This is a genomic window from Paraflavitalea soli (assembly GCF_003555545.1).
GTDB classification, from domain to species: domain Bacteria; phylum Bacteroidota; class Bacteroidia; order Chitinophagales; family Chitinophagaceae; genus Paraflavitalea; species Paraflavitalea soli.
On sequence record NZ_CP032157.1, the window covers coordinates 3,356,657 to 3,369,641 of the forward strand.

Genomic DNA, 12,985 nt, shown 5'->3' on the forward strand with positions numbered 1-12,985 from the left:
GTTTCGGGTTTGGAGTTAAGTGTTTCGGGTTCTTCCTACAGAAGCCGCTGGCGGATGGCAGGCAGCCACCCCAAAGTGAGGCTGCAACTCCAAACCCGAAACTCTTAACCCGAAACTCTCTTCCCCTTATCTTTGCGCCTTAACCCACAGGCATGCAAAAAGTTGGTATTCTCGGCGGCGGACAGTTAGGAAGAATGTTATTACAGGCAGCTGCCAATTATCCGGTTGAAACATATGTTATGGAAAATGATCCCGCCTGTCCTGCGGCCCATCTTTGCCATCATTTCACCAAAGGCGATATTCAGAATTTTGATGATGTATATAATTTTGGAAAGGGACTGGATGCCCTGACCATTGAAATTGAAGCAGTTAATGAAGATGCCCTGGAAAAGCTGGAGCAGGAAGGGGTGAAGATCTATCCCAGGCCCTCTGCCCTTCGCACCATCAAAAACAAGATATTACAAAAGCAATTCTATAAAGACCTGCAGATCCCCACTGCCCCTTTTGTCATTACGCAAAACAAGGCCGACCTGCGCCAGCAGACCGCCTTCCTGCCTGCGGTCCATAAGATCGGACTGGGAGGTTATGATGGGCGTGGTGTGCAGGTGATCAAAACAGCCGACGCGCTCGACAAAGGATTTGATGCACCGGCCGTGCTCGAAAAGATGGTGGTCATTCACAAAGAGATCGCTATCATCGTGGCCATTAATGCCAAAGGCGAAACAGCCCTCTACCCCGCAGTAGACATGGTTTTTGATCCATCGCTCAACCTGCTGGATTACCAGATAAGTCCGGCCGATATCCCCGAAAAGAACTTATGGAAAATAGAGGCCATGGCCCTGGCTGTCGTGAAAGGCCTCAAGAGTCCCGGTCTTTTTGCCGTCGAATTATTCATAGACAAGCAGGGGGATGTATTTGTCAACGAAACAGCGCCCCGGGTACACAACAGTGGCCACCATACCATTGAGGCCAACTATAGCTCACAGTTTGATATGCTGTGGCGCATCATGCTCGATTATCCCCTTGGCAATCCTGACCATATTATCTCCGCAGCTATTGTAAATGTATTAGGCGCTGAAGGCTACAGCGGCGATGCCAAATATGACGGACTGGAAGAAGTGCTGCAGATGGACAATGTGTTTGTCCACATCTATGGAAAAAAACAAACCAAGCCCGGCCGCAAGATGGGGCATGTAACTATCGTCAGTAAAGACAAACACGATCTGACCTATAAAGCACATCGCATTAAAAACACGTTAAAAGTCACTAGTTAAGGAAGTTATGCCTACCGCTCATACCCAATTTAACATGCCAGCATTGTTAAAACAGTAACTTAGCCGCGCACCCATAAACCCAATTGCCCCTAAGCACATGAGACGTAGCATGCCCACTTTTTTAATTACCGATATGCGAGGTAATACATGGTCATTGAAAGCCAAACAAACGTACATGAAAGGTAAAAGCCGGTTAGCTGTATTATTGTTATTCGCATTTGCTATAGCCTGTAAAGAGGAAAAGAAAAATGGTGGAGGATCAGCGGCAACTGGCGCCCCCCGCAACGCTCCCCTGCAGGTAGAAGCCTTTATCGTAAAGACGCAATCCCTTAGTGAAAATCTTGAAGTACCCGGTACTTTACTACCCTTTGAACAAACAGAGATACGTCCGGAGATCTCCGGCCGTATTGTAAAGCTCAACATCCCGGAAGGCAGCTTCGTAAAGCAAGGAACCGTGCTGGTAAAATTGTTTGATGAAGACCTGCAGGCCCAGTTGAAGAAATTACAGGTACAATTGCAGATCAATGCGAAAACTGCTGAGCGGCAAAAAGAATTGCTGTCCATTGGCGGTATCAGTCAGCAGGAATATGACCTGAGCGAACTGGCGGTGAATAACCTGAAAGCCGATATAGACCTGGTGAAAGTAAGCATCAGCAAAACCGAGATCCGCGCCCCCTTTGATGGCCGTATTGGTTTAAAAGCCATCAGCGACGGCGCCTATATCTCCCCTACCAACCTCATTACCACCATCAGCCAGGTAGCGCAATTGAAAATGGAGTTTTCTGTACCGGAAAAATACAGCGACATCATGCGCAAAGGCAGGATGGTAACTTTTACGATTGCCGGTACCCCCAAAACATTCAACGCTTCCATCCTGGCTACCGAATCGGCCATTGAAGCCAATACCCGTACCCTGAAAGTAAGAACGATCGTAAAAGGCAGTGATCCCTTGCTGGTACCGGGCGCTTTTGCCAAGGTGGGCTTAAAACTGGATGAAAATGACAAGGCACTGATCATACCTACACAGGCTATCATACCGCAGGCACGGAACAAACGTGTGGCGCTTTATTCCAATGGAGCAGTTAAATACCAGGTAGTCACTACTGGTATCCGCGACTCTTCCTATGTGCAGATCACCGACGGGCTGAAGCTGGGAGATACAGTCATCACCACCGGCCTGCTGGCCATCCGCCCGGAGAGCAAAATCAAATTAACAAAAGTTCAATAAGCGCTTGTCATGAATATTTCTGAGCTGAGTTTACGGCGACCGGTACTGGCTACCGTGTTGAATATCGTGATCGTGTTGTTTGGTATTATCGGCTTCACCTTCCTGGGCGTGCGCGATTATCCCGCTATTGATCCGCCCAACGTAGGGGTAAGTACATCCTATCCCGGCGCCAATGCGGAAATTGTAGAATCACAGATCACAGAGCCCCTGGAAAAAGCCATCAATGGTATTGCCGGGGTAAAGAATATTACTTCCACCAGCAGCCAGGGCACCAGCCGTATCAATGTGGAGTTTGACCTCAGTATCGACCTGGAAGCTGCCGCCAATGATGTACGCGATAAAGTATCACAGGCTTCCCGTTCCCTACCCGATGACCTTCCGGCGCCTCCTGTAGTATCCAAAGCAGATGCCAGCTCCGATGCCATCATTTCCATGACGGTGCAGAGCAATACCCGCAACCAGTTGGAGACCACAGAATATGCCAACAACGTATTGGTAGAAAGATTACAGACCATTCCTGGTGTAAGCGCCATCCAGGTATGGGGTGAAAAACGCTGGGCCATGCGTGTATGGTTTAACCCCGCCAAACTGAGTGCCTACGGCCTCACACCTGGTGATGTGCAGAGCGCGCTGGCCCGCGAGAATGTGGAACTGCCTTCGGGTAAAATATCCGGTAATACAACGGAATTATCGATCCGCACCTACGGCCGCTTATTCACCGAAGAGGACTTCAATAATGTGATCGTCAAAACCGTCAATGGCAATGAGATCCGCCTCAAAGACGTGGCAGAAGCCGTACTGGGACCTGAGAATGAAGAGACGGTACTGAAGGAAGGCCTGATCCCCATGATCGGTCTGGCACTGGTACCACAGCCAGGTTCCAATTATGTGGCTATTTCCGATGAGTTCTATAAAAGATTTGAACAGCTCAAAAAAGAAGTACCAGCCGATATCAAACTCAATATCGCACTGGACCAGACACGATTCATCAAACAATCTATCTCGGAAGTAGAAGAAACCCTCATCATATCGCTGATCCTGGTGGTATTGATCATTTACCTGTTCTTCCGCGACTGGATCATCTCCGTGCGCCCGCTGATCGATATCCCTGTATCGCTGATCGGCGCCTTCTTCATCATGTACCTCAGTGGCTTTACCATCAACGTACTCTCTTTACTGGGTATCGTATTGGCCACGGGACTGGTAGTGGATGATGGTATTGTGGTGACGGAAAACATCTTTAAGAAGATGGAGCAGGGCATGGATAAATACAGGGCTGCCAAAGAAGGTTCGAAAGAGATCTACTTTGCCGTCATTGCCACCTCCATTACCCTGGCGGTTATCTTTTTACCGATCATCTTCCTGCAGGGCTTTGTGGGCAGGCTGTTCCGCGAGTTTGGTATCGTGGTAGCCGGCGCGGTATTGATCTCAGCCCTGGTATCACTTACGCTTACCCCGGTACTGAACGTCAAGCTCACCCGCAAAGTGCATACCCACAGCTGGTTCTACCGCAAAACAGAACCCTTCTTTGAAGGAATGGAAAGAGGTTATTTCAATTCATTGAAAGGTTTCATGCGGGTGCGCTGGATAGCCCTGATACTGATCGTAGCCTGTTTTGGCATTATATACTTTATAGGCGGCGGGCTTAAATCAGAGCTGGCTCCCATGGAAGACCGCAGTCAGTTCCGTTTACAGGTCACTGCACCAGAAGGCACTTCCTACGATTACATGGATAAATACATGGACCGGCTGGGCCAGTTGATGCTGGATTCTATCAAACCCGAAGAACGCCGTATCGTACTCACGATCACCGCCCCTGGTTTTAGTGGTGCGGGCTCGGTGAATAGCGGTAACGTACGGGTCACGCTGGTAGACCCTAAAGACCGCACCCGCTCACAGGAAGATATCGTAAACATGGTAAACCGCAACCTGGGCAAATATTCTGAAGGCCGGGCCTTTGCGGTGCAGGAACAAACCATTTCCGTGAACCGCCGCTCCGGCCAACCGGTACAATTTGTTATTCAGAATAACAACTTCGACAAACTAAAGGATGTACTGCCTAAGTTCCTGGAAGAAGCCAATAAAAGCGGTGTGCTGATGAATGTGGATGCCGATCTTAAATTCAATAAGCCCGAACTGAATATAGATATAGACCGTATCAAAGCCAGCCAGCTGGGCGTAAGCATTGCCGATGTATCGCAAACCCTGCAACTGGCGCTGAGCAACCTGCGCCTGGGTTATTTCTACCGCGAAGGCAAGCAGTACCAGGTGATAGGCCAGGTGGCGCGTAATGACCGGGATGATCCTACGGATCTGAAGAATATCTATGTGCGCAATAACCGCAATGAGATCATTTCACTGGATAACCTGGTAAGTATACGGGAAGAAACCACCCCTCCCACCCTGTACCATTTCAACCGGTATAAGTCGGCCACTATTTCCGGCAGCACGGTTCCCGGCCGCACCCTGGGAGAAGGTATCAAGACCATGCAGGATATTGCTGCACGGTTGCTGGATGATACTTATGCCACTTCTTTATCGGGCCCTTCCCGGGACTTTGCTGAAAGCTCCGGCAATACGAGCTTCGCCTTTATCCTGGCGCTTATATTGATCTTCCTGGTACTGGCGGCGCAGTTTGAAAGCTTTATTGACCCGCTGGTGATCATGTTCACTGTACCCCTGGCCATTGCCGGTGCAATATTATCACTCTGGCTCTTTGATCTGACGCTCAATATCTTTTCGCAGATCGGTATGATCATGCTCATTGGTCTGGTGACCAAAAATGGTATCCTCATTGTGGAGTTTGCCAATCAAAAACAACTGGCAGGTTTGCCCAAGCGGCAGGCGGTTACGGAGGCAGCACAGGCCCGTTTAAGGCCCATCCTGATGACCAGCCTGGCCATGTCGCTCGGCGCGCTCCCCATTGCCTTGTCACTGGGCGCAGCGGCCACCAGCCGGATACCATTGGGTATTGTAATTGTGGGCGGTATCATGTTCTCCCTCATCCTTACCTTGTATGTGATACCGGCGATGTACACTTTCCTGTCCCGTAAAAAGAAAAAAGGTGTAATGGAACTGATGGATGAAGCGGCGCAAACAACACCTCAACCAGCCGTTCACCATGCATAAATGCATTTCATTATGAGAAGTCTTCTTGTATTCGTTTTTTCGTTGACCTTACTCACGCCTGTCCTGGCGCAGGATTCCCTTACCCTGGAGCAGGCAATCATGGCAGCCCTGAAAAACAATTATGATATCCTGCTTACCCGTAATGATTCAGCCTCCTATGCATTGGATAATTCATATGCCTGGGCTGCTTTCCTGCCCCAGTTGAATGGAACGGCCAGCACTACCTGGAACAGGAACAACCAGCAGTTAAAATTCAGTAAACGCAACGGCGGCGGCGATAGCAGCGTAACCAGGGATGCGGTAAAGACACACAACACGAATTATGCGTTGAACCTCAACTGGACCCTGTTCGATGGTCTTAAAATGTTTGCTACCCGCAATAAACTGGAAGAGCTGGAAAAACTGGGCGAACTGGGTGTGAAAACACAGGTAGTCAATACCGTGGCCAGTGTTGTCAATGGATACTATATCATTGTACGGCAGAAACAACAATTAAAAGCGATAGAAGAACAGATATCCATCAATGAAGAACGCGTTAAGCTGGCCGATAAAAAACTATCGGTAGGCCTTGGCAGTAAACCAGAGTTGTTGCAGGCAAGGGTAGACCTCAATGCACAGAAAGCCGCCCAACTAACCCAGTTAACGCTCATCAACCAGCTGCGTGACCGCCTCAATCAATTGATTGGTTTCCGCACGGGCGCTACTTATGATGTAAGCGACAGTATTCCTCTTAACACTACCCTGCAGTTTGGCGAGCTTGCCAATAAGTTTGAAGAGACCAACCCCTCGCTCCTGTTTGCCAAAAAGAATATCGACATAGCCCGCATCACCCTCAGGGAACGCAAAGCCGACCTGTTTCCCATATTATCATTTAATTCGGCCTACAACTTCACACAAAGTGACAACAGTGTAGCGGTAAATATCAACCAGCCTTTCTTCAACCGCAACAAAGGTTTCAATTATGGCTTTGGTCTGAATGTACCTATCCTGAATGGTTTCAATACCAAAAGGCTGATCAAACAGGCAGAACTGGATATCCGGTACCAACAGCTGGTGTATGCCAATCAGCGGTCTCAGATCGATGTAGGACTCAGCAATTCCTTTAAAGATTATGAATTGCAGAAACGCCTGCTGGCGCTGGAGGAAGATAATATAGCCCTGGCCAAGGAAAATGTAATGATCGCCCTGGAAAGGTTTCGCCAGGGGGTATCTACCTTTCTGGAATTGCGGGAAGCGCAGATCAGTCTCCAGGATGCTTATAACCGGTTGATCGCGGCCCGGTACAATACCAAACTGGCGGAAACAGAATTATTGCGGCTGAAAGGAGACCTGGTAAAATAAAATACCAGACAGCCCCCCTTTCAAGCGGGTTTGTCTGCCGCCCCTTACTATAATTTGTACAATAATCCCAATATTAAATACCATTATCCGGGGTATTCTTTTGTAGTATTACTTATAAATTTTCCCTTTCTTTGCCGTTCAAATCAATCCTTGCATGGGTCCTCAGGTAGGCATAATAATGGGCAGCGATAGTGATCTGAACATCATGCAGGCTGCTGCTGATATACTTACGGAACTGGGTATAGTATACGAACTAACAGTAGTTTCGGCCCACCGTACGCCTATGCGTATGGTGGAGTATGCTACCAAAGCCCAGGAAAGAGGACTCAAAATAATCATAGCCGGCGCCGGTGGTGCAGCCCACTTGCCAGGTATGGTCGCCTCCCTAACCCCCCTTCCCGTAATTGGCGTCCCTGTAAAATCATCCAATTCTATAGACGGTTGGGATTCCATATTATCCATCCTACAAATGCCCAATGGTATTCCAGTAGCTACGGTAGCCCTGAATGCAGCTAAAAATGCCGGCATACTGGCCGCCTCCATCATAGGCGCCTTCGACCCGGTTATTGGCACTAAAGTAGCTACGTATAAAAAGAACCTGGAAGCCGAAGTGTTGAAAAAAGCAGACAAACTGAAGCAAGAAGGCTGGCAAAACCAGTTTGACCAATAACCTGTTGCAGTGACAATTACATTAATAACCGGGCAGCAGGCGCTTGTGCAGGTAGTATAAATACATAATATGAAATTGACGTTGACAGACTTTAGAGAACTCACCTCTTTTCCTTCTGGTTCAGGCATTGAGTTTCACGATGAAAAAGTATTTGTGGTGGGTGATGATGCCAAAGAGGTGCTGGTCATGAACAAGCGCTGGAAAGAACTGGAACGCATTCCCCTGTTTGAATCAAAGGAAGAACGCATCCCCAAAAAGATCAAATCCGATCTGGAAGCAACGACAGTAGTGCTCGTAAACAGCATTCCCCGCCTGCTGATCCTGGGCTCCGGTTCCAAAGAGGAACACCGCAATAAAGCTGTACTGCTCGATCTCGATAGTTACCTGAAGGATGAATTTGACATGACTGTTTTCTATGATCGTATCAAAGCAGCCGGCATCACCGACCTGAATATTGAATCCGCTGCTACCCTGGTAGAAGATTATATTGTATTGGGCAACCGGGGCACCGGCAAGAACCCCGATAATCACCTCATTATTACCAAAAATACTTTCTGGAAACACCAGGCAGATTGTGAGCTGTCTATTCTGCCCATCAAGTTTCCCGGCAAAGACAACAAACTAAAGCAGGCAGGCATCTCCGGCCTCGCCTACTCTACTATAAATGACTGGCTGGTATTTACCGCTTCTACGGAATTGACCGATAACCCGGTGGATGATGGCCCTATTGGCGACAGTTTCCTGGGTATCATTGAAAATGCTTCCCGTAAGATTGGAAGAAAGGACATGAAGGTCAATGAATACATCAACCTGGGTGAATCGGAGAAGTCATTGAAAGGATATAAGATGGAGTCTGTATGTATTCAAACAGAAAAGAATGAACGATTGAAACTCCAGCTGGTGGCTGATAATGACAATGGCGTAAGCTGCCTGTTCAAAGTACGCGTTAAATTATAGCGGCTATTTCTGATGTAATACCACAAACTCCTGCTCCAAAGCCAGTGAACTTTTGTACACACAATCGATAAAGGACTTGCCCCATTGTGCATAATAAGGCATAAAGTTCTCTATACGTTCCTGTAATCCATCTGCAGGAAACAGCGCCGTTTTAATGGTATGGATCAGCTGTTGCTCGTTCTCATATTTCTTCTTCTCAGCCCGCAGCATCTTCTTTTCCAGTTCCTGTATAGGCTTCAATGTCTTTACTTCCAGCGCTTCGATATGTGGCACCAGGGTTTCATCTATCAGCCCGGCCTTCTCCCGCAATTGCTTATACAATTGCTCGGCTGCCAGCAATTCATTTTCCAGTTTCAGGTGTCCGTTTGAATGCCTGGTTACCAACGCGGTCAGCAGCTGTTGTTCAGACTGAAAGAAATCGGCTACGGTAAATCCTAACTTACTGATCTTGTCTTCCCATTTCTCTTCCACGATCAGGAAGGAATTGCGCAATACCAATACAGGATAGGATACTTTATAATGCTGTAACAGGTCTTTCAGTTCCAACCAATAAGCTGTTTCACCACCACCGCCTACAAAAGCGATATTGGGCAACAGGGTTTCCTGGTACATCCCCCTCAATATGACATTGGGACTAAAACGTTCGGGATGCTGCTCCAGTTCCTGCTTCAGTGTTTCAGCTGTAAAGCGGATGTTCTGTCCTACTACTATCCATTCTTCTCCCTGTTTTTCAATACGCTCACGGATGCCTCCTTCCAGGTAAAACAGGTTGATGGCCCGGGGATTGGCCTGTACTTTATAATGTTCTCCCAGCTTCGCAATGGTTTTCTCAACGATAGACGAAGCTGTTTGATTAAAAAGATCGTCTTCAAATACCGGCTGCATGATCCGTTTCAGGTCTGCATTATCCGGCAGTAGCACCACTAATCCATATTCAGCAAACAAGGCATTCAGTAACTTGAAGGTAGCTGTTTGTATGTCCGGGCTGTTGAGGTAGGCGTCTTTTAATAATTGTACCAATTCTTTACCATGCGGCTGCACCGACAATTCGCCCTCAATGCGGTGAATGATCGTCTCCAGTCCCTTTGTATTCATCCGGCCTACGGCCCCGGTTTGTTTGGTATCCCATACCAGTTTATCACCACTTAGCCAGATATTACCCAGCTCATCCAGGTCAGCATCTTCACTTCCTATCCAGAATACAGGTACAAACTGGTATTGAGGCAGTTCTTTACGGAACTGCTCAGCCAGCCTGATGGTGTGCATTATTTTATAGATGAAATACAAGTGACCGGTAAAGATGGCCGGTTGGTGTGCCGTAGTAATGGTGAAGGTATTGTCCTGTTGCAGCAGTTCAATATTCTTATGCACCGCTTCCGAAGTAGTAATGTTGGCATATTGCTTTTTGAGGGCAGCCGACAATAAAGAACGGTGCAAGGGCAATTGTTGCCGCCTGGTAATAGCTTCTTTTATACCCTCCAACGTAGGTTCATACTGATAGAATGGACGCAAAGAAGGTGATTGCTGCAGGTAATCTGTAACGATCTTCGAGAAATAACCGGTAGCAATGTAAGGTAATTGTGTAGTGTTACAATTCATAAGTGCTTAAACGATCGTAAAAGTACAACTTGCAGGCGGCAAATCAGCCCGCCGGTCATTTTTAACAAAGTCTAAGCGAAAAGGTTCTACGTTTCGGGTTCCGGGTTTAACGTTTCGGGTTCTTCACGGTGCTACAGGCTAACTAAATATTATCAGCCTGTTGTTGCAACAACTATTTTAAAGATCAGCGAGTAAACTGCTGTCAGCAGATTGCAATCGCGGCAGCAACACGAAACCCTACACTCCAAACACAAAACTACTTAAAGCGTTCTACATCAAAAGCCGACACATCGATACTGGTCGTTTTCCGGCCCACCAGTTCCTCTACGAGCTTACCGGTACCGGCTGCAAGGGATACGCCCAGCATGGCATGGCCACCGGCCATGGTAAGGTTGGCGTATTGGGTGTGACGGCCGATATAAGGCAATCCGTCGGGGCTCAGCGGACGGAATCCGCTCCATATTTTCTCCTGGGCAAATTCTACCTGGAGATTGGGATAGTAGTTTTTAACGGCTTTAAAGATGGCGTGTGCCCTTTTAACGAGGGTGGGACTATCCAGTCCGCTGATCTCCATGGTGCCGCCCATGCGCAGGTCATTGCCCATGGGGGTCATAGCTACGCGGTCGTCTACGAGGATGGAAGGATGGCGAAGGTTATGGGATACGTTCTGATAGGTCATGCTGTATCCTTTGCCTGCCTGTAACAACAGGTCCACGCCCAGCAGTTTAGCGGTCAACGGCAGCCAGGATCCATTGGCCAGTACCAGTTCCTCACAGGGGAATTTTCCTTTGTCGGTAATAACAGCCGTTACTGTTGAGCCATTCTTTTCAAAACCGGTTACCGCTGTGTTCAATTGCAACTTTACACCAGCCTGCTCCAAATGTCTTTTAAGGGTAGTCATAAAATCACCGGGGTGCATATGGCAATCGGAAGGATACAATATTCCACCCCGTACATTCACTTCCACATCCGGCTCCATAGCCTGTACTTCCTGTGCACTGAACACTTTGGTCTCTACCTTGAAGTGGGCGGCTTCTTCGGCCAGCTCCAGTTCATGCTTCTCGGTATTGGCATTTTTGTATAACATAAAGCAACCCACTTCCTGCATACGGAAGGAATTGCCCAGTTGATCACGCATATCCACCGTCAACTCACGGCTCATTTGAAGGATATTATTCAAATGCGGGGCGCCATGTGTTACATTGGCAGCATTGGCTTTCTTATAAAAGGCCAGCAACCAGCGAAGCAGGTCCCAGTTGAAACGGGGTTTGATGTAAAAGGGACTTGTAGAGCTAAGCATCCACCGCATGCCCTGGGCTACTATACCCGGCGTGGCCAATGGAATAAAGTGGCTGGGTGATACATAACCGGCGTTGCCGAAAGAAGCGCCGTCGGTAATGTCTCCTTTATCGATAACTGTTACCTGGTAACCGGCCTTTTGCAGATAAAAGGCGCTGCTCAGTCCGATAACACCACCACCTACAATAACTACTTGCTTGCTCATAATAATTTTACAGAGGTCCCTTGAGATTATGAAATAGAAAAGCCGTCCGGGTGAGCCTTTATCAGCTACCCGGACGGCTTTCCGGGTTTATTTGGTTGAAAACTTATAGATCGTTGTTTGCGTATACGTCTCGCCCGGCTTCAGAATCGTGTTCGGGAAAGAAGGCTGATTCGGTGAATCCGGGAAATGCTGTGTTTCCAGGCAAAGACCGGCATGTTTCACATAGGTTTTACCGCCTTTGGTATTTTTCAAAGTACCATCCAGGAAATTACCGGAATAGAACTGGATGCCTGGCTCTGTTGTGAATACTTCCATATAACGGCCGCTGGCAGGATGGTACAAAGCACCGATCAGTTCCAGGCCCGCGCCTTTGTTCAATACCCAGTTGTGATCAAAGCCACCGGGCACTTTGGCGATGTCATTACCAATCCTTTTGGAGGTAGTGAAATCCATCGGTGTGCCTTTTACATCCGGCAGTTTACCTGTAGGGATCAGCTTGTCATTTACAGCTGTATACTTATCGGCTTTCAGCATCAGCTCGTGGTCCAGCACAGTAGAATCGGCGCCGGCGCTCAGGTTATAATAAGCATGGTTGGTCAGGTTGATCGGTGTTGCTTTATCTGAAGTGGCCTTGTATTCAATTTTCAATTCGTTGTTACCGGTTAAGGTATACACCACTTCAGTGTGCAGGTTGCCCGGATAGCCTTCTTCCCCATCCTTTGCATCATACGTGAGTTTAAGGCTGCTGTCGCTGACGGGTGTGCCTGTCCATACTACTTTATCAAACCCCTTCAATCCACCATGCAGTGAATTGCCATTGTTGTTTTGGGCCAGTGTATACGTTTTACCATCGAGGGTAAACTTACCATTGGCAATACGATTGCCATAACGGCCGATCAGGGAACCGAAATAAGGATTACCGGTTTGCTGGTAACCACTCAATGAATCATACCCCAGCACTACATCACCGGCTGTACCATTTTTATCGGGTGTGATCAGGTGCGTGATGGTACCTCCGTAATTCAGGATCGTTACACTTACTCCATTCGCATTTTTAAGGGTGTATTCGATGACTTCTTTTCCGTCAGTAGTTCCAAAGGGCGCTTGTGTGAGGCTCATTTTTGCGGCTGTTGTTGTTGAATCTGGTGTTTTTTCTGAAGTGTTGGCGGCATTGTCATTGCAACTTACCATGGCAGTGGCCATGCCAATGCAAATCAGGGAACTCGTAATCAATCGTGTTGATTTCATATAGCTGGTTTATGTTTTGAAACGTTTCGCCGCAC

9 protein-coding genes are annotated in these 12,985 nt (G+C 47.9%); 6 read left to right on the forward strand and 3 right to left on the reverse strand.

What is annotated here, in order from left to right; translation table 11 throughout:
* The first annotated feature begins 152 nt into the window (after positions 1–152).
* The 6 genes from D3H65_RS12310 to D3H65_RS12335 all read left to right on the forward strand — a co-directional run bounded on the left by D3H65_RS12310 (position 153) and on the right by D3H65_RS12335 (position 8,599).
* Positions 153–1,274 carry a 5-(carboxyamino)imidazole ribonucleotide synthase gene (locus D3H65_RS12310; RefSeq protein WP_119050601.1) on the forward strand — a complete coding sequence of 374 codons (1,122 nt, stop codon included), beginning with the start codon at positions 153–155 and terminating at the stop codon, positions 1,272–1,274.
* A 133-nt stretch (positions 1,275–1,407) separates the two neighbouring features.
* Complete coding sequence (locus D3H65_RS12315; protein ID WP_245999734.1) at positions 1,408–2,502, forward strand: efflux RND transporter periplasmic adaptor subunit; 1,095 nt, start codon at positions 1,408–1,410, stop codon at positions 2,500–2,502.
* 9 nt (positions 2,503–2,511) lie between these two features.
* The gene (locus tag D3H65_RS12320; protein WP_119050602.1) at positions 2,512–5,631 is read left to right on the forward strand and encodes an efflux RND transporter permease subunit; all 3,120 of its coding nucleotides are present in this window, start codon (positions 2,512–2,514) and stop codon (positions 5,629–5,631) included.
* A gap of 12 nt (positions 5,632–5,643) precedes the next feature.
* Complete coding sequence (locus tag D3H65_RS12325; RefSeq protein WP_162915590.1) at positions 5,644–6,972, forward strand: TolC family protein; 1,329 nt, start codon at positions 5,644–5,646, stop codon at positions 6,970–6,972.
* 154 nt (positions 6,973–7,126) lie between these two features.
* Complete coding sequence (gene purE / locus D3H65_RS12330) at positions 7,127–7,642, forward strand: 5-(carboxyamino)imidazole ribonucleotide mutase (RefSeq protein WP_119050604.1); 516 nt, start codon at positions 7,127–7,129, stop codon at positions 7,640–7,642.
* Between the two features lie 69 nt (positions 7,643–7,711).
* The gene (locus D3H65_RS12335; RefSeq protein WP_119050605.1) at positions 7,712–8,599 is read left to right on the forward strand and encodes a DUF6929 family protein; all 888 of its coding nucleotides are present in this window, start codon (positions 7,712–7,714) and stop codon (positions 8,597–8,599) included.
* Positions 8,600–8,602: 3 nt separating this feature from the next.
* On the opposite strand, the gene bshC is transcribed toward D3H65_RS12335, so the two are convergent.
* The 3 genes from bshC to D3H65_RS12350 all read right to left on the reverse strand — a co-directional run bounded on the left by bshC (position 8,603) and on the right by D3H65_RS12350 (position 12,950).
* On the reverse strand, positions 8,603–10,198 hold the full coding sequence (gene bshC / locus D3H65_RS12340; protein ID WP_119050606.1) for a bacillithiol biosynthesis cysteine-adding enzyme BshC: 1,596 nt from the start codon (positions 10,196–10,198) through the stop codon (positions 8,603–8,605).
* A gap of 256 nt (positions 10,199–10,454) precedes the next feature.
* Positions 10,455–11,702 (reverse strand): NAD(P)/FAD-dependent oxidoreductase, encoded by a 1,248-nt coding sequence (locus tag D3H65_RS12345; protein ID WP_119050607.1) that lies wholly within the window; start codon positions 11,700–11,702, stop codon positions 10,455–10,457.
* 87 nt (positions 11,703–11,789) lie between these two features.
* Positions 11,790–12,950 carry an aldose epimerase family protein gene (locus tag D3H65_RS12350; protein WP_245999735.1) on the reverse strand — a complete coding sequence of 387 codons (1,161 nt, stop codon included), beginning with the start codon at positions 12,948–12,950 and terminating at the stop codon, positions 11,790–11,792.
* Positions 12,951–12,985: the final 35 nt, after the last annotated feature.